Source organism: Streptomyces changchenzhani (assembly GCF_039766235.1).
Lineage (GTDB): Bacteria > Actinomycetota > Actinomycetes > Streptomycetales > Streptomycetaceae > Streptomyces.
On record NZ_JBDHNH010000004.1, the window covers coordinates 184477 to 201961 of the forward strand.

Genomic DNA, 17485 nt, shown 5'->3' on the forward strand with positions numbered 1-17485 from the left:
GGGCGGCCTGTCGTACCGGCCGCCCGGCCCCTGTGCACCCAGCGGTTCAGGACGCGGGCATCGCCTTCGTCAGTTCGGCTGCCGCGTTGCGGTACACGGGCAGCAGATCGAGGTCCTCACCGGGATAGTTGACGATCTTGACTTGCTTGGCACCGGAATCGGGCAGGACGGTGCCGGTCGACATATGGGCGTTGTCCAGGACCAGGGCAGGCTTCTTCTTGGACAGCTCGGCCAGCTGGGCCGGGGTGACGGCCTCGGGCCCGAAGGTGCCTGCGCTGGTGGCGCCCGCGAGTTTCGCGGCCCATGTGGTGAAGACCTGGCTGACGACGGCCGGGCTCTTCCCGGCCGGCCAGTCGGCCTTGAGCTCCTTCGACAGCTTGGCGTACTCGGTGGTGAAAGCCGTCTTCCACTGCGTGGCGGCCTTTGCGGTGCCGAACAGCTTCCCCAGCCTTGTCACCTCGGCCCTGACGTTGTCGGCGTCGTTGTCGAGATTCACCTCGACCAGCTCGGCCTTTGAACCAGCCGCCTCCTTGATCTTCCCTGCGTACGGTTCGAAGGGCGCGTACAGCACGAAGTCGGCGTCGGCGACGGCCGCCAGGTCGGAGGGCTTCGGGTCGTAGTCGGGCGCGTGCTGCACGGACTGGGGGACGATGACTTTCACCTTCTCGGCGCCCGCGGCCTTGGCGAGGGCGCCTTCCCAGGTGGTCGTGACGACCACCGTCGGCTTCCCGGAGGGTGGTTGCTTGGCGTCTCCTGACGAGGAGTCGCTTCCGCAGCCGGTGACCAGAGCCAGTGCCGCGCTCAGTGCGAGGAGGGGAGTGATACGGCCGCGGGTGCGCGCCATGAGCTGATTCTCCGTTCGGGGATGAGATGGACGGCGAGGACGGCTGCCCCCGCGGTCAGGACCAGGACGGGCCCGGGCGGCCAGTCCAGCCGCAGTGCGATGAGGAACCCGGTCAGGTTCACGGTGATGCCGATACCGACGGCCCACAGGGTGATCGACTTCAGTGAGGTGCCCAGGCGGCGGGCCGCGAGGGCGGGCAGCAGGGTCAGGGCGTCGACCAGCAGCGCGCCGGTGAGCTTGATCGCTCCGGCGACCGCGACCGCGACCAGTACCAGCAGCACCAGGGTCAGTCCGCGGACCGGGACGCCCGAGCACTGGGCGAGTTCCCGGTCGTACAGCAGCAGCGCGATACCGCGTCGCCGCCACCAGAACAGAGCCGGTACGGCCACGGCGAGCGCGCCGAGCACCACCAGGTCGGCGGTGCCCACGGACAGGATCGACCCCCAGAGCAGCGCGAACGCCCCGGAGGCGTTGATACCCGAGACCGCGAGAACCAGCAGCGCTGCCGCGATCGCGAGACTCATCAGCAGACCCATCGCCCCGGACAAGCCGTCCGGGGTACGGGCGAGCGGGGCGACTCCCGCGCCGGCCAGGGCGCAGGCCAGCAGGGCGCACATCATCGGGTCGAGTCCGGTCAGCAGGCCGATCGCGATGCCCAGCAGAGCGACGTGCATCATGGCGAACCGCACCGGCATGATGTCGAGACCGACGATGATCACACCGATGACCGGGAGTCCGATCGCGGCCAGCAGCAGAGCGAGCCCTGCCCGCTGCACGGGGAGCAGCTGAAGGAGTTCCCCGAGGTCGGCGGTGGCCAGGGTCACCGGACCTCCCGCAGTCGGCCTGCGGCCATCTCCAGGACCCGGTCGCAACGTTCCGCGAGGGACCGGTCGTGCGTGACCACGACGAGCGTCACCGGCAGGGAGGTGAGGACTTCCGCCGCCTCCTCCTGGCCGCTGAAGTCGAGGGCAGCAGTGGGCTCGTCGGCCAGCAGTACTTCGGCTCCGGCGGCGACGCAGCCGATCGCCCGGGCGAGGTACATGCGCTGCAACTGCCCGCCGGAGAGGGTGTGCAGGGGCCGCTGGGTCAGCGGTCCGACACCGAGCCGGGTCGCCGCCGCGACGGCCTCCCGCGGCGCGGCGCTACTGGCCAGCAACTCCTCACCCAGCAGCGGGAACCGGCCGGCCGCGGGCTTCTGCGGGACCCAGGCACAGGCCTGCCGGCGCCACGCCCATTCCGCGGGCGAACGGGTGTCCCGGCCACCGACGAGGATCGAGCCCGTGAACTGCCGGTGGAGGCCGAGGACGGCGCGCAGCAGCGTGGTCTTGCCCGAACCGTTGGTCCCGGTCAGCGCGACACGTTCGCCGGCCGCGATCACCAGGTCCACGTCGGTGACCGCCTCCACCCGGCCATGGCGGCAGACGACCTCCCGCATGCGTACATCCAGCCCGCCCATCACACGCCCCTCATCGGTACGTTGCCGCGCCGGTACGGCGCAGCACCCGCGCTTCCACCCGGCAGTAGTCGGATGGCGAGGGCGTCGGGTTCCCTGAACCGGGAACCGATCTGTACGTGTGCGATTGCGGCGGCTCACGGACTTCACGGCCGGGGGCGACAGGCGTGGCGTCGGAGGCGGAGAACCCACCGCAGATCGCCGTCGCCGTCGCCGTCGACGGTGCGTTGTTGCTGACGTCCCTTTGACACCGGATCCACAGGCCAAGACATAGCCCCCATGCCATGACGGGCCGGCCATCAGTGATCCGTCATGACTCGGCCGACCGACGTCAGAGGGGCATCATGGAGCGCCGGTAGATGCGTGGGTGGGGAATACCTTCGACGCCAGGTCCCCATGTGCCTCCCCGCACCCGGGGCACCACCCGCCACTCGTGGTTCCTCCAGGAGATTCCCATGTGTTTGTTCTTGTACGACGACGATCCTGAGCCCGAGGAACGGGTCCCGGCCGGACCTCTGTATGTACCGGTCCGGCCGGGACCCGCCCATGCCGCACTCCGGCTGTTCCGCACCCCACTGGGCGCTCGCACCACCGTCGGCTTCACCAACCCCGCCATGCTCGCCGCGGCCCTGGGCCGCGACCAGGACTGGATCGTGCTCTCCGAGCCCGCTCTGCGCGCGATGGCCGCACCGCTCGGCGTGAACCGGTTGACGCTCGACCCGATGCTCACTCTTCCGGCGGTCCGGACGGCCACCGCGGCGGCCAGTGCCGTGGCACCGCTCGGGGCGCCCGAAACCTCAACCCGTGCCGCGTAAGAGGGAAGCCGACATCATGACGACCATTGCTCTCGCCGTCGAACGAGCCGCCGGGGACGACCTGTCCATCTGGCCCGGCTCAACGACCCGGCTCCCCCACGGCCATCTCGCCGTCGGCGGGGTGGATCTGACCGAGATCGCCGAGAGGTTCGGCACCCCTGCATACGTCCTGGACCAGGGCGAGGTGCGCGAGCGTTGCCGGACGTACCGGAGCGCCTTCCGGGACACCGAAGTCCTCTACGCCGCCAAGGCGTTCCTCTCCCGCGCCATGGTGCGTTGGATGGAGGAGGAAGGTCTCGGACTGGACGTGTGCTCGGCCGGGGAGCTCGAACTCGCCGTGACGGCAGGGTTCCCGGCCGACCGGATCGTGCTGCACGGCAACGCCAAGTCACCTCACGACCTTGATGCGGCGCTGCGGCTCGGTGTCGGACGGATCGTTATCGACAGCCTGTCCGAGATCCCCCGACTGGCGGCCGCGGTGGGACGGAACGGCAGCCAGAAAGTCATGATCCGTATCGTGCCGGGGATAACCGCCGGTGGACACACGAAGATCCGTACCGGAACGGACGACCAGAAATTCGGCCTGTCACTCACGGACGGACAGGCTCACCAGGCGATCGCCCGCGTCCTTGGGCAGCCGCAGCTTGAACTGACTGGCCTGCACTGCCACATCGGATCACAGATCTCCGATGTCGAGCCATACATTGTGGCCGCACGGCGCATGGTCGGGCTGATGGCCCAGGTGCGGGACACGCATGGTGTCGTCCTGGCCGAGCTGGACATGGGCGGCGGCCATGGCATCGCCTACCGGCCGGGAGAGGCCGCCCTGGACGTCACCGCACTCGCTCGCGGGCTGCGTGCCGAACTGAGTGAGAGCTGCGCAGCCGCCGGACTGCCCGTTCCGCATCTCATCATCGAGCCGGGCCGCGCCGTGGCAGGGCCCGCGGGTGTCGCGCTCTACCGTGTGCTCGCGGTGAAACGCACCGGCGAACGGACGTTCATCGCGGTGGACGGGGGCATGAGTGACAATCCCAGACCTGCTCTGTACGGAGTCCGCTACGCGCCCCGGTTGATCGGTCGCCACTCGACTGCCGAGGCCTGCACGGCCACAGTCGTCGGCCGGCACTGCGAGGCGGGCGACATCCTCGCGGCCGACATAGAATTGCCGGGCGACATCCGGCCAGGGGATCTGCTCGCCGTCCCGGTCGCCGGGGCCTACCAGCTGTCCATGGCATCCGGCTACAACCTGGTGGGACGTCCCCCGGTGGTCGCGGTGGACGAGGGCCGCGCCCGGCTGCTCGTACGGCGCGAAACGCTGGACGACTTCCGCGCCCGCGATGTCGGTCTGTGAGTCGGCGGCGCCCGGTGGGCCGGTGCAGGGCGGGGCCCGCTTCGGGAGGCAGCCGTCCAGGGCAGCGCAGGCCGGCCCTGGCGAGGACCTGCCCGATCCCGTCACAGGTCCCTGGCCGCGTCCAAAACGACACCCCCTGGGCGGGGCCCGTCGGGCCGTACCGCTGCGACGGGCACTGCCGCAGCGCCCACAGTGAACTGAGGCACAGGGCCCTCCGGCCCTGTGCCAGAGCCGCCAGGCCCCTGCCGTGCCCCGCGCGGCCGCGGCAGGGTGGACATACAAGGTTAGGGGTGCCCCGGACCGCGACCGGGGCCGTGAAGGGACGGAGACGACCATGAGCACCATGAGCCCGTTGCTGAAGGCCCTGCCGGACGAGGGACGAGAGCGGTTGATGGCCCTGTCCCGTGAGCGGGACTTCACGGCCGGAACCCGCATCTTCGAGGAGGACCACCGGGCGAAGAAGTTCTGGATCATCCGCACCGGCGCCGTCGACCTCGACCTGCATGTCCCAGGGCAGCGTGCCGTCGTTGTCGAGAGTCTGGGCCCCGGTGCCCTGCTCGGCTGGTCCTGGCTCTTCGCGCCGCACACCTGGCACCTCGGTGCCCAGGCAGCCACCCCGGTACGCGCCGTCGAGTTCGACGCCGCGCAGGTGCTGGCCCTGTGCGAGGAGGACCCGGTGTTCGGGCAGGCACTCACCCGCTGCATCGCCGAAGTGATCGCACACCGGCTGCAGTCGGCCCGGCACGGCCTGCTCGACCGTACGACCTCCGCGACGGCACCCTCCCGTGACCCGGCCCGCTGACCCGGCCCGCTGACCTGGCCCGCTGACCTGGCCCGCTGACCTGGCCTGGCGAGGCCGGTCGTCTGGGCTGTGCCATGACCGGTGACGCCGCCCCACGCCCGGCCCCGCGCGCGAGCGGGAGCGGGGCGCCTGTCCGGGCCGATAGGGTGATGGGCGGATCAGCGTCGTCACGGAGAAGGTGCCCGGTGGGTGAGCACAAGCCGTTGTCGCAGTTCCCGAAGATGCGTCTGGACGAACTGCTGGAAGAGCTGCAGGGCCGCATCAACGCCGCCCGCGGCACCCGCGACCGGGTCCACAGCCTGCTGGAGGCCGTGGTATCCGTCGGGCGGGAACTGGACCTCGCTCAGGTGCTGCGCCGGATCGTGGAGGCCGCAGCCTTGCTGGTGGAGGCCCAGTACGCGGCTCTGGGAGTGATCGGCCCGGACGGGCGCACCCTGTCGCAGTTCCTGACCGTCGGCCTGAGCGACGAGGACATCGCAAAGATCGGGCACCTGCCGGAAGGGCACGGCCTGCTCGGCGAGCTGATCCGCAATCCCGAACCGCTGCGGCTCACCGACCTGGGCGAGCACACGGCCTCCTACGGCTTCCCGCCCCACCACCCGCCGATGCACACGTTTCTCGGCGTGCCCATCCGCATCCGTGACGAAGTGTTCGGCAACCTGTACTTGACCGACAAACGAGGCGGGCAGGACTTCGACGCGGAGGACGAGAGCGTCATCTCGACCTTGTCGGTGGCGGCCGGGGTGGCCATCGACAACGCCCGCCTGTATGAAGGAGCCCAGCGTCAGCAGCAGTGGCTGCAGGCCAATGCGGAGATCACCAACAGTCTGCTCTCCGGCAGCCCGCGGTTGGACGTTCTGGACCTGATCGCCCGCCGGGCGCGCGACATCACCGGAGCCGTACTCGCCGATGTGTCCGTCCCCGTCCCCGGCACCGACACCCTGGTCGTCGACCTTGCCATCGGCGCCGAGGAGGACAAGCGCCTGGGCCTGGTCATCCCCGTCGACGGCACTTTGTCCGGCGCCGCCCAGCGCACCGGCACCCCCGTCACCACCACCGGCCTCACCGACGACGACCGCTACACCGCAGGACCCTGCAACTTCGATGGTCTGGGACCGGCCGTCGCTGTCCCCCTGGGGGCCGCCGTGGACGGCAGAGGCGTGCTTCTGCTGGTCCGGGCCGTGGGGGAGCCGGTATTCACCGATACGGAGATCGAGCCGCTCCTCGCCTTCGCCGGGCAGGCGGCCGTGGCACTGGAACTCGCCGAACGGCGCCGCGACGCCGAGCAGTTGACCTTGCTGGAAGAGCGCGACCGTATCGCCCGCGACCTGCACGACCTGGCGATCCAAAGACTGTTCGCCACCGGTATGACCCTGCAGAGCGCGGCCCGCCTGGTGGAACACGCCGGGGCCGCGGAGCGGGTCACCCGTGCGGTCAGCGACCTGGACGAAACCATCAAGATCATCCGGAGTACGATCTTCGGCCTGAGAGTCCGCGACGAAGAGGCAGGAACCAGCCTGCGCGCCCGCGCCGCCCGCGCGGCAGGCGAAGCCGCACCGGCCCTCGGCTACCCGCCCCGGCTGAGCATGGAAGGCCTTCTGGACACCGACGTGCCCCTGCCGGTGGCCGACCATGTGCTGGCGGCCCTGGGGGAAATGCTCAGCAACATCGCACGGCACGCCCATGCCACCCGGGCGGAAATCAATCTCCAGGCCACACCCGAGGAAGTCATCCTCACGGTCAGCGACAATGGGCGCGGCATCCCCGTCGACGGCCGACGCAGCGGTCTGAAGAACCTGGACGAACGAGCCAGAAGCGTGAACGGCTCGTTCATCATCAGCACACCCGCCGACGGCGGAAGCCGGCTGGTGTGGCGTGCCCCGCTGATTCGCTGAGCCTGGACCGCGGGCCTGCCTGCTGCGTGGTCTGCTGCCGCGCGGGTTCACCTGCCCAGGTGACGGCCGGGGGGAATGCCCGGCGGCCCACGGCGGGTGGGCTGCCGGACGTCACTCAGGAGAGGCGACCGAGGGGACGTCCGTCGGCCCGTCGGTGAGGCGGAAGCCGGTGACCAGCTCCGGCCTGATGCGCAAGGCCGCCGTCATGGACCGTGCCACCCAGGGGCGCAGCAGGTGCTCATAGCGCTCGACGTCGGCCGGGTCGTCAACGAACTGCGCGTAGCCGGTCGCCACCACACTCCAGCCCAGGTGCCGGTCAGGGTCGATGACGTCGGCTTCGTAGGCGACGACGGCCTTCGGCCCGCCGGCGGGCCGAGTCAAAGAGGCCAGAGCGGCCCCGTCGCTGAGCCGGATGATGATGTCCTCACCGTCCAGGACATGGTTGACCGGACGTATGGCAGGCAGAGCCTGCTGGGTGAAGACCAAGCGCCCCAGGGAGACGGAGCCCAGCAGCCGCAAGGCTTCTCCGCGCTCCAGAGGTTGCATACGCCGCCTCGGCGGGTCGGTCCCAACGGGGCCGCCCAGCGGCCCTCTGACATTCTCACCCATGGTGTACACCCTCGCTCCTGCACTGGGCAGGGCCATCGCTGCCAGACTGCCAGCGTCTCTTTCCGGAGCGCACCGACGACAGGGCCGAACGGACCCCGGCGCGGGGCAACTGGGCCCGAGGTTGTCCTCCATGGACCTCAGCAGGTTTCTGGGCGGCGTCACCATGGCGGATGTTCGATCCGAAGTCCGACGGCAGACCGTCAGCGTTAGGAAAACGAGCAGGTCACGGAGCGGTCAATGCCGAGAGCACGCAGCACACGGGCCGGGATCCGAGGTACTTGGCGCAGCCGCAGTCGGGTGCCGACATCCGCGCAGCGCCGGTCCAGGCGCAGGAAGAGAGCAGCGCCCGTGCTGTCGCAGAAGGTGAGACCGGCCAGATCCAGCACAAGGTCGTGGCCGCTGTCCAGGGCGAGTCCGACAAGAGCGGGCTCGACCTGCCCGACGGTCGCGAGATCGAGCTCACCACTCAGGGCAACAACCGGAACCGGCTCCCAGGGGCGCATCGTCACAGAGATCGGGTTGGTCATGGCAGCCTCTCGCAGGGCGGTGGACGGCCGCAGTACCGCGCGGTGTGGGCGGTGCGACAACACCATCAGTAGGGCGTCTGCGTGCGGGAGGTCCGCAGGCCCTCAGCACGGGGCCGAAGGTCCCATTTCGCCGCGTGCTCCCGCGCAGGGCGTGTGCCTCCCTTGCGGCGCCGCATCCCCGAGAGCCCGACCGGGAGATCGGTAAACGGCTCTACCTGGCCGAGAAGACGGTGAAGAATCACATCTCGCGCCTGTTGGCCAAGCTCGGCGTGGAGCGCCGCGTGCAAGCCGCCGTGATCGCTACCCAGGCGCTCGCCGCACAGCATGAGCACCACCCCGCGCAGCCTTCCAGGTACGGCGGCCGGCCGCGGCGCTGAACCGCCCACAAGCTGTACGGCCCAGGCCCAGGCCCAGGCCCCGGGCAGCCGATCGGGCCGAGGAGGGCGGGTGGATGTCGTCGAGGCGTGCTGGAGCGCACGACTGGACGCGTCTTCCGCCCCCGCCTCCCCCCTTGCGCGGCGCATCGCGTCTGTCCTTCATGCCGGCTGTGGGACCGGGGTCGGCGCCGGTCCCACAGCCGCCCCTCGCACCAGGTGCCGGCCGGCGTGTGTCAGTTGTGCGGGATGACGGCGACCGGGCACCGGGCGTGATGTAGGGCCGCATGGGCGACCGACCCGATGCGAGCGCCGACGGGGGAGTGGCGCCGATGGCGGCCGACGACGAGGAGGGCTGCTCCCCCGCAGGCCGACAGCAGCACCTGCCCCGCGGTTCCGATCTCCACATGCTCGGTGACCGGCACATCGGGGAAGCGTGCGCGCCACGGGGCCAGTGCTTCTTCCAGCGCGGCCTCCTCGAACGGTTGTAGCCCTCCGGCAGCGTTGGCGAGCAACACCGAGGCCGGATTGTAGGCGAAGACCGGCGGCAGACTCCACGCCCGTACCGCGCGCAGGGATGCTCCTCGTGCGGCCGCCGCTTCGAACGCGAACTGCAGCGTCGCGTGGCTGTCTTCGGCCCCGCCCTGCTGGCCCACGACGACCTCCTCGCGCGCCGGGCGGTCCCCGGCCCCGGTGCGGACCGCGATCACCGGCCGGGTAGCTCTGCTGATCACCTGCAGTCCGCAGGAACCGAGCAGGAAGCCCAGCAGGGCGCCGTGCCCCCGCGAGCCCACCACGAGCATCTCGGCCGGCTCAGTGGCGTGCAGGAGGGCGGATACCGCGCCATCGCTGACGACTTCGGACGACACCTGCACCGTCGGATACCGCTCGGTGAGTTCGTTCTCGACGCTCTGCAGCATGTTCTTGGCCGCCTGGGCCTGTGTCTCACGGTCCTGGACGGCTGGTACGTCGATGGGTTGCCAGAGCCACGCGTGGACAAGGCGTAGCGGCAGTTGGCGGTGTACCGCTTCCTGGGCTGCCCAATCGGCCGCCACCTGGCTCTCTTTGGATCCGTCCACCCCGACCACGATTGTGCGAGTCATGCCCAGCCTCTCCTTCGCGGTGCGCACACCGCGCACCTGTTGCGTCTTTCCTCCACCCTCGCGGCAGTGGTCGCCGACGGCAGGGGGCCGTTCGGCCTCGCGGACGCACCGCTCGGCCCCACCGCCGCCCTGAACACGGTCAGCGGGCGCAGCGTTGTGCCGGTGGGCCCCACGCGATCAGAGCCGATGGACCCTTCTCGCCGGCCGACGGCGGGACCGGATGACCGCGGCAGACCCCCACGCCGCACAGCAGGACCGTGCTCACGCCTGTCCGTGGGCGGCGCCGTGGAGCTCGTACTCGAAACTCACCACGCCTTCGACGGCCCGCACCAGGCGTGCCGCGACCGGTATCAGGGAGGTGTCGCGAATCTTTCCGGCGAGTGTGACGACGCCGTCGGTGACGGTCACCACGATCGGCTCGGCCGGGGTGGCGAAGAGGTAGGCGACGATGGTCCGCCGGACTTCCTCGGCGATGTCCTCGTCGGACCGCAGGAAGACCTTGAGGAGGTCGCCACGGCTGACGATGCCTTCCATACGGCCCACTGCGTCCACCACGGGCAGACGCTTGACCTGATGGTGGGCCATCACACGGCATGCTTCGGCGAGGGTCGCGCCGCCACGGATGGTGACTGCGGGTGCGGTCATCAGTTCCTCGGCGGTGACCGCGCCCGCCTTGGCGATGTCGGACAGCCGCCGCAGTTGGGTGTGGCGGTCCGGGTCGCTGTCGCGGAATTCTTCCTTGGGCAGCAGATCGGCCTCCGAGACCACCCCGACGACCACGCCTTCGCCTTCGGTGACGGGTAGCGCGCTGACTCTCCACTGCCCGAGCAGTTCGACGATCTCCTTGAACGTGGCCTGGCGGCCGACAGAGACGACGGTCTGGGTCATGACGTCGCTCACGATGTGCGGGCTGATGTTCATGGTGTCCTCTCAGCGGATGGCCGGATCGCTCCGGCGGGCCGGGCGGCGGTCAGTTCCCTGGCGATCACGTGTGCCCAGGTCCGGATCTGCTGCTCATCGCGGAAGTCCCCGCCCCGCCCCTGCCGGAGCAGCATCCGGGCGATCGGGCCCTCGGCGTCCTGCGTGAGCCGGCCGCCGAAGGTGGCGTGCCCGCGTGCGTGAAGGTGCGAGGCCAGTCGGGCGACCCCGCGCACCGGCGGCAGGTCCCGGTCGGCCGCGGAGGTGTCCAACGGACCGCTGCTGAACAGCCACAGCGGTTGAACGGCCAGCGCCCTGGCGTGGCGGTGCGCGAAGCGGCGAGCCTGACGGTGCCAGCGCCCCGCATACAGTGAGCTGCCCAGCACGACGGCGTCGTACCGCTCCGGAGCGCCTTCCAGGGCGGCAGGCCGGGTGTGTACGCACACACCGTCGGTCCTGAGGGTTTCGGCGATCCAATGGGCGATCTCCGCGGTGGAGCCGTTCTTGCCGGCATGGGCGACCAGCACGTCCAGGGTCATGACCTTTTGTCCTTTCGCGTGTGCAGCCACTGCTCGCCGATGCCGTGCAAGGCCTGCTCGGTCGGCTGCAGATGAGAGTCGTCCATGCGATAGGTGAGCCGGTCGACGACGGCGACCACACCGTCGACTCGGCGCGTCAGGTGCAGGGCGATCGGTTTCTCGCTCAGCCGCTCAAGCCCTCCCTTCAGGGTCACCACCCCGTCCCCGACGCTGACGTCGATGCTCCGAGGGGCCAGCGACAAGGCGCCCACGATGACTTCGCGGATGACCTCCCGGCGCAGGTCCTCGTCCGGGCGGAGGAAGACCCGCAGCACCTCGCGGCGGGTGACGATGCCGACCAGGCGGTCCTCCTCGTCGACGACGGGGAGCCGTTCGATGTGCTGCTGGGCCATGGTGCGGGCGGCTGCGGCGATGGTCTCCTCGGCGCGGACGGTGACGGCCGGCGTCGACATCAGTGCCCCCGCGGTCTCGGCACGCTCCTTGACCGCACTGGCCCGCGCGACGCGGGTGAACAGTGGGCGGCGCCGGGGCGCGCGCTCGCCGGGGAGCGGCTCGGCGGCCTGGTGCAATATCAGGTCGGTTTCGGAGATGACACCGATGACCTTGTCGTCGTCGTCCACGACCGGCAGGCCACTGATGCGGTTCTCACCGAGCAGACGGGCCACTTCCTTGAACCCGGTGTCCGCCCGGGCCGTAATCACATCGCTCACCATGACGGTGCCGATCTGGGTGTGCTTCATGCCAGTTCCTTCCTTCTCCGCGCAGGGCCGGGGCCGTGCACGGCGTCAGCCGGGTGGACCTCGTGGGGGAGCGCCCGGTGTGGTCGTGCAACCGAGGGCCGACCGTCGGTGTCGCCATGGACAGCGGGGCGGCCGGGCCGGATGGGTACGGTGACGCCATCCAGGAGCAGTGCGTGCACCAGTCGCGGGCACTCGGACATTTGTGTTCCTTCCGTGAAGGTTCTTCACCTCCAGCCTCCGACTGCCCGACGGGCCGCCCCAGGGGCTGCTCGGGGCACAGGGGCAGGGCCGAAGGTCCCCGGTACGGGCCGCGCTGCCCTCACCGCGCTGCCCCACCGGTGCCACGGTGCAGGGAAGGCCCTCAACAGCAGGCGAACGGCGGTGGGGTCGCGCCTGGACCTGGACCGCCTGTAGTGCAGCAGCCCAACAGGCCCTTCAGGCAGGGACGTTCGGCCCACTGATGGGGGCTGTATGTCACCAGCGGGACCACCTGCGTAGGCGGGATATTGAACCAACAACCACAGCCCCTGCATGACCAGCATTCGTTGAAGGGATGAGCACCATGGCCGTTCACCCGCACCCGCCGCTGCAGAACTCCCGCCCGTGGCACAGGAGTCAGAAGGCAACCACCGCCGACGCCACCCAGGCGGTGGCGACCACAGTCGCGGCGAGGACCTTCGCTGCGATACGTCTGATCGTCGGTGGCGTCTTCCTGTGGGCGTTCTTCGACAAAGCCTTTGGCTGGGGCTACGCGACCCCCGCCGCGAAGGCGTGGATCGACGGCGGCTCACCGACCAAGGGCTTTTTGAGCGGCGTTGCCGCTGGGCCGATGGAGTCGACTTTCCACGCCTGGGCCGGCGACGCCTGGGCCAACTGGCTGTTCATGCTCGGACTTCTCGCCATCGGCACCGCACTCATGGCGGGCGTCGCCCTGCGGTTCGCCGCCGTAGCGGGCACCGCGATGATGGCGTTGATGTGGGCGGCCGAATGGCCGCCGGCCAAGCACCTGTCCGACGGCGCCCCCAGCATGTCGACCAACCCCTTGCTCGACTACCACCTGGTGTACGCCGCGGTACTGATCGCTCTCGCCGTCGTATACGCCGGCCGCACCTGGGGCCTGGGCAGGGTATGGGAGCGACTGCCGTTCGTCCGCCGCAACCGCTGGCTCCTCTGACCGACCCTGGCCGGCCGGGACGCACGACCCGCGTCCCGGCCCCAATTCGTACACCAGGAAAGGATCGTCGCCCGGGCCTGGCTGTCGGGTCGCTGGTCACACGCTGGTGCGGAATCTCGTCCTCGGCGAGAAGCGCCTGCGTGTGCCGGTCGACCGGGGAGCGGCGGCGGGCGTCGTAGTCGTGCTTGCGCTCGACCGGCAGGGTCGGGTCGGGGACCGTGGCCAGGCCCACTCCTGGCCGACTGGCGTGCGGCTGCAGTGGTTGTTCGCCGGAGAGAATCTGGCTGAAACTCTTGACCTCCTCGTGTCACGGCCTCAAAGCGACCCACTAATGCGCATCAGTAATGCGCATTAGCTCGTAAGGAGTCAATGGTGGAGCATCCCGATGCGCAACCTCGGCGGGGCCGTTCCGTCGCCCCCCGCGGCCGCGCGGCCCGGCCTCGGCAGGCGGAGGTGGCCAGGCTGGCGGGCGTTTCCCAGGCGACCGTCTCGCTCGTTCTGGCGAAGAAGCAGAAGAGCATCACCATCTCGGACGAAACCCGTCGCAAAGTCCTGGCCGCCGCCCGCGAGCTGGGCTACGTCCCCGACCCGGCGGCCAGCCGGCTGGCCGCCGCCCACAACAACCTGCTGGGCGTCTTCAGTTTCACCGCGACCTTCCCGACGGAAGTGCAGCACTCGTACTATCCGTTCCTCGTCGGCGTCGAGCAGGAGGCGGCGTCGCGCGGCTACGACCTGGTGCTTTTCACCGGTTCGAGTCCAGGGGGCGCCGGTGCCGGCGCACCCGAGGCGCTCGGGCGTGTGCGCCTGGCGGACGGCTGCCTCTTCCTCGGCCGACACATTCCCACCGATCAGCTACGACGTTTCGTCGCCGAGGGGTTTCCCGCCGTGCATATCGGACGGCGGGACGAGCTTGAGGGGCTGTCCTGGGTGGGTGCGGACTACGCCAGCGCCACCCAGGACGTCATCGCACACCTTGCCCGGCTGGGGCACCGCAGGGTCATGCTGGTCCGTGAGGACGACGAGGCCCCGGCCTCCACCGATCGTGAGCGCGGATTCCGGGAAGGCCTGGCGGCGGAAGGTCTCACCGGCGAGGTCGTCCGCACGGACGACCTCGCCCAGGAGCTGACTGCCGCGCGTATGCGCGCCTGGCATGACAACGGTGTCACTGCTTTCGTGGCCGAGGAGACCGACACGGGAGGCGCGTGGCGCGGACTGGTCGCGGCGGTGCGTGCTGCCGCTCTCGATGTGCCGGGCGAGGTATCGCTCGCCCTGCTCGGCAGCCCGCCGTCGGATCTCGCCGCGGACCCGGTTCCGACTGGATTCGACATCCCCAGGCGCGAGTTGGGCGCTGCGGCGGTACGCCTGCTCGCCTCTCTGGTCGCGGGCGATCCTGCCCCTGAACCCCTGGTGGCCTGCACCTTCCGGCCCGGTACTACTTCCGGGCCCGCCAACAGCACAGCGCAAGGAGTTTCGTGATACCCGAAGCCGACATTCTTATTGTGGGTGGTGGCCTGGGCGGCGTTGCCGCAGCGCTCGCCGCCTGCCGCGCCAGCCGTACGGTGGTGCTCACCGAGGAGACCGACTGGATCGGTGGCCAGCTCACCTCCCAGGCCGTGCCGCCGGACGAGCACCCCTGGGTCGAGCAGTTCGGCACGACCGCCTCGTACCGGGCCCTGCGTGAGGGCATCCGTACCTACTACCGGCAGTGGTACCCGATGCGTTCGGAGGCACTCGCCCTGGGCGACCTCAATCCGGGCGCGGGCCAGGTCAGCAAGCTGTGCGCGGAGCCGCGTGCCGCACTCGCCGTGCTGGAGGGCATGATCGCGCCCTATCGGTCCGCCGGGCTGCTGACCCTGGTCACGGAGGTCCGCCCGACCGCGGCAACGGTCGAGGGCGACTTCGTACGGAGCGTGACCTTCGACGACGGGCGCACGATCCGGGCCCGTTACGTCATCGACGCCACGGAAACGGGTGTACTGCTCGAACTCGCCGGTGTGGAGTACGCCTTGGGGGCAGAGGCACGCGAGGAGTTCAACGAGCCGCACGCGCCCGAGGTGGCCGACCCCGCCAACCAGCAGGGCATCACCGTGTGTTTCGCACTCTCGCACCACGAGGGCGAGGACCACACCATCGCGCGCCCCGCCGACTACGACTTCTGGCGCTCCTACCGTCCCGACTTCTGGCCCGGTCCGCTGCTCGGATTCCAGGCACCGGACCCGCGCTCGCTCGCATCGGTGCCGCGCACCCTGGTCCCGAATCCTGAGCTCGACCCACTGGGCGTCTCGGCCGACCAGAGCACCGACGCCGGCGACAAGGAACTGTGGGGCTTCCACCGCATCCTCGCCCGCAAGATGCACCGGCCCGGCGCCTTCGACTCGGACATCACGCTCGTGAACTGGCCACTCAACGACTACTGGCTCAAGCCGTACATCGGCCAGGAGGCGCAAGCCCTGCACGAAGCCCGGCAGTTGTCCCTCTCGCTGCTGTACTGGCTTCAGACGGAGGCGCCCCGCGCGAACGGCGGCAAGGGGTTCCCGGGCCTGCGGATCCGCCCCGACATCACCGGTACCGCCGACGGCCTGGCCAAGTCCGCCTACGTGCGCGAGTCACGCCGTATCAAGGCCGTCACGACCATCACCGAGCACGACGTGGCCATCGACCTCGTCGGACCGCGCGGTGGCACCCGCTACCGCGACTCGATCGGGGTCGGCGGCTACCGCATCGACCTGCACCCCTCCACCGGTGGCGACAACTGGTGCCGGACCTGGCAGCAGTAGCGCCCGACGTGCCGTTCCTCTGCGACTTTCCGCGAGCAGTGACGCTCGCGGAGCGCATCCCGTACCGCGAGGTAGGCCACTACCTGAAGGCGCATCGAGGGCGGGTGGAACAGGTGGCCCGTACGCTCGCCTACTTCGATGGGGTGCATTTCGCCGCACGTGGACAAGTACCCGCTCTGTTCTCCGTGGCGCTGGAAGACCTGACCTCCCCGCCTTCGACGGTGTTCGCCGCCTTCAATGCCTACAGCCACGCCGATAAGGAGATAGAGGTGTACGCCTTCAACGACCATGAGGGGGGCGGGCCGTTTCAGGAATCAGCGCAACTGGCCTGGCTGCCGAACAAGCTCGCCCAGTACGCCAACGATCTTCCTGGTCACGTCCCGCCACATCCCGGTTCCCCCTTGCTGTGATCGCGTGATCGTCGCACTTCGGCTGCCTCGGCGCTGGACGTCTCGTTCAGGATGTTGGCGATGACGTTGGGAGAAACGAGGCTGGTCCTACATGGTCGCGGTCCAGCCGAAGGACGTGGCCCGGCCCGCCGGGGCGTAGCCAATCTGCCGGCCTTCGCGGAGGAACTGCCCGGCTGGGTTGCGAAGTCGTACGCCGATGCTGCTGTGCTGATCGGTCAGAACACCGGACGTAAACCTTCGTCATGTGCATCAGGTCAGTCTTCGATAACGTCCAGGTGGGGCAGATGATGATTGAGACGATCGCGTTTGGTCCATTGATAGAACCTGTTCTCCGCGCTGGGGGGTATGAGTAGTGGCACAAGGGATTCTATTCCTATGCCGTTACTCCGCAACGATTCGCTTTTGCGGGGATTGTTGGAGAGCAGTTGCACCGAACGCACGCCGAGATCGTGCAAGATTTCCGCTGCTACGCTGTAGTCGCGCGAATCGACGGGGAGACCGAGAGCGATGTTTGCCTCGACCGTGTCCATTCCCTCGGACTGCAGCTTCATCGCCCGAAGTTTGGCCAGTAGTCCGATGCCGCGCCCCTCGTGCCCCTGAAGATAGATGAGGATGCCGCTTCCCCTCTTAACGATTGCATCGAGTGCGGCCGACAGCTGACTTCCGCATTCACAGTGTTTAGAATCGAAAACATCCCCGGTCAAACATTCCGAGTGCAGTCGAGTGAGAACACCATCCTGCTCGATGTCTCCATAAACCAGCACCATTTGTTCGTCGCCACGCCTGTGGTCGAGGTAACCGATAGCCAGGAATTCTCCGTGCGTGGTACTGAGTTTGACGCTCACCGCACGTTCAGTAGTCGTAGGGCGTACGCCTTCGCCGAACGAACTGTCAATCTTCGTCATAGCTGGATCCTCATCGTGCGAATGATAGTCCCGGACGGGCATGAGTAGATAGAGGGCGCATCGGCGATGTGATCGCAGGTCGACGTCATTCCCAGGGGATGTCCTGCTTTCGTATGGCGTACTTTTCCCGTCGGTGGCCGACCTGGTGGCCGACCTGGTGGCTGATCCGGGGTAGTGACAGGGCGTGACCGCCCAGTCTTCGATCTTCCTGCGCCGAGCATCTCTTGCCCTGCCTCCATGACACATCGA

16 protein-coding genes and 2 pseudogenes are annotated in these 17485 nt (G+C 69.1%); 8 read left to right on the forward strand and 10 right to left on the reverse strand.

Annotated elements, in window-relative coordinates; all coding sequences use genetic code 11:
• Window positions 1–46: 46 nt before the first annotated feature.
• From ABCR94_RS15105 to ABCR94_RS15115, 3 genes are read right to left on the reverse strand one after another with little or no spacing between them, the layout of a single operon-like run.
• On the reverse strand, window positions 47–844 hold the full coding sequence (locus ABCR94_RS15105) for a metal ABC transporter solute-binding protein, Zn/Mn family (protein ID WP_347119803.1): 798 nt from the start codon (window positions 842–844) through the stop codon (window positions 47–49).
• The gene (locus ABCR94_RS15110; RefSeq protein ID WP_347119804.1) at window positions 802–1668 is read right to left on the reverse strand and encodes a metal ABC transporter permease; all 867 of its coding nucleotides are present in this window, start codon (window positions 1666–1668) and stop codon (window positions 802–804) included. Before ABCR94_RS15110 ends, ABCR94_RS15105 begins: the two co-directional genes overlap by 43 nt.
• Window positions 1665–2300 (reverse strand): ATP-binding cassette domain-containing protein, encoded by a 636-nt coding sequence (locus ABCR94_RS15115; protein ID WP_347119806.1) that lies wholly within the window; start codon window positions 2298–2300, stop codon window positions 1665–1667. Before ABCR94_RS15115 ends, ABCR94_RS15110 begins: the two co-directional genes overlap by 4 nt.
• A 452-nt stretch (window positions 2301–2752) precedes the next feature.
• Between ABCR94_RS15115 and ABCR94_RS15120 the strand changes: the two genes are divergently transcribed.
• The 4 genes from ABCR94_RS15120 (at window position 2753) to ABCR94_RS15135 (ending at window position 7160) form a co-directional block, all read left to right on the forward strand.
• Complete coding sequence (locus tag ABCR94_RS15120; protein ID WP_347119807.1) at window positions 2753–3112, forward strand: SAV_915 family protein; 360 nt, start codon at window positions 2753–2755, stop codon at window positions 3110–3112.
• Between the two features lie 16 nt (window positions 3113–3128).
• The gene (lysA, locus tag ABCR94_RS15125) at window positions 3129–4463 is read left to right on the forward strand and encodes a diaminopimelate decarboxylase (protein WP_347119808.1); all 1335 of its coding nucleotides are present in this window, start codon (window positions 3129–3131) and stop codon (window positions 4461–4463) included.
• 334 nt (window positions 4464–4797) lie between these two features.
• Complete coding sequence (locus ABCR94_RS15130; RefSeq protein WP_347119809.1) at window positions 4798–5265, forward strand: cyclic nucleotide-binding domain-containing protein; 468 nt, start codon at window positions 4798–4800, stop codon at window positions 5263–5265.
• A gap of 221 nt (window positions 5266–5486) precedes the next feature.
• Window positions 5487–7160 (forward strand): sensor histidine kinase, encoded by a 1674-nt coding sequence (locus ABCR94_RS15135; RefSeq protein ID WP_347120136.1) that lies wholly within the window; start codon window positions 5487–5489, stop codon window positions 7158–7160.
• 111 nt (window positions 7161–7271) lie between these two features.
• Here the strand turns inward: ABCR94_RS15135 and ABCR94_RS15140 are convergent, their stop codons facing one another.
• Window positions 7272–7706, reverse strand: coding sequence for a pyridoxamine 5'-phosphate oxidase family protein (locus ABCR94_RS15140; protein WP_347119810.1), 435 nt, complete (start codon window positions 7704–7706; stop codon window positions 7272–7274).
• A gap of 269 nt (window positions 7707–7975) precedes the next feature.
• Window positions 7976–8296 (reverse strand): STAS domain-containing protein, encoded by a 321-nt coding sequence (locus tag ABCR94_RS15145; protein ID WP_347119811.1) that lies wholly within the window; start codon window positions 8294–8296, stop codon window positions 7976–7978.
• A 191-nt stretch (window positions 8297–8487) separates the two neighbouring features.
• Here ABCR94_RS15145 and ABCR94_RS15150 point away from each other — a divergent pair.
• Window positions 8488–8673 (forward strand): annotated as a pseudogene (locus ABCR94_RS15150) (response regulator transcription factor); the annotation flags it as partial.
• Between the two features lie 233 nt (window positions 8674–8906).
• Here ABCR94_RS15150 and ABCR94_RS15155 read toward each other — a convergent pair.
• From ABCR94_RS15155 to ABCR94_RS15170, 4 genes are all read right to left on the reverse strand, one after another.
• Window positions 8907–9773 carry a universal stress protein gene (locus tag ABCR94_RS15155; RefSeq protein WP_347119812.1) on the reverse strand — a complete coding sequence of 289 codons (867 nt, stop codon included), beginning with the start codon at window positions 9771–9773 and terminating at the stop codon, window positions 8907–8909.
• A gap of 261 nt (window positions 9774–10034) precedes the next feature.
• Window positions 10035–10694, reverse strand: coding sequence for a CBS domain-containing protein (locus ABCR94_RS15160; RefSeq protein ID WP_347119813.1), 660 nt, complete (start codon window positions 10692–10694; stop codon window positions 10035–10037).
• Complete coding sequence (locus ABCR94_RS15165) at window positions 10691–11230, reverse strand: flavodoxin domain-containing protein (RefSeq protein ID WP_347119814.1); 540 nt, start codon at window positions 11228–11230, stop codon at window positions 10691–10693. Before ABCR94_RS15165 ends, ABCR94_RS15160 begins: the two co-directional genes overlap by 4 nt.
• Window positions 11227–11970: a CBS domain-containing protein gene (locus tag ABCR94_RS15170; RefSeq protein WP_347119815.1), complete on the reverse strand. Its 744-nt coding sequence runs from the start codon at window positions 11968–11970 to the stop codon at window positions 11227–11229. Before ABCR94_RS15170 ends, ABCR94_RS15165 begins: the two co-directional genes overlap by 4 nt.
• A 562-nt stretch (window positions 11971–12532) precedes the next feature.
• On the opposite strand from ABCR94_RS15170, the gene ABCR94_RS15175 reads away from it, so the two are divergent.
• From ABCR94_RS15175 to ABCR94_RS15185, 3 genes and pseudogenes are all read left to right on the forward strand, one after another.
• On the forward strand, window positions 12533–13144 hold the full coding sequence (locus ABCR94_RS15175; RefSeq protein WP_347119816.1) for a hypothetical protein: 612 nt from the start codon (window positions 12533–12535) through the stop codon (window positions 13142–13144).
• 369 nt (window positions 13145–13513) lie between these two features.
• Entirely contained in the window at window positions 13514–14620 is a 1107-nt protein-coding gene (locus tag ABCR94_RS15180; protein ID WP_521977012.1) for a LacI family DNA-binding transcriptional regulator, read from the forward strand.
• Window positions 14617–16331: pseudogene (locus ABCR94_RS15185) on the forward strand (FAD-dependent oxidoreductase). The gene ABCR94_RS15180 and the pseudogene ABCR94_RS15185 overlap by 4 nt, the downstream one beginning before the upstream one ends.
• A gap of 254 nt (window positions 16332–16585) precedes the next feature.
• Here ABCR94_RS15185 and ABCR94_RS15195 read toward each other — a convergent pair.
• Window positions 16586–17236 carry a GTP cyclohydrolase II gene (locus ABCR94_RS15195; protein WP_347119818.1) on the reverse strand — a complete coding sequence of 217 codons (651 nt, stop codon included), beginning with the start codon at window positions 17234–17236 and terminating at the stop codon, window positions 16586–16588.
• Between the last annotated feature and the right edge of the window lie 249 nt (window positions 17237–17485).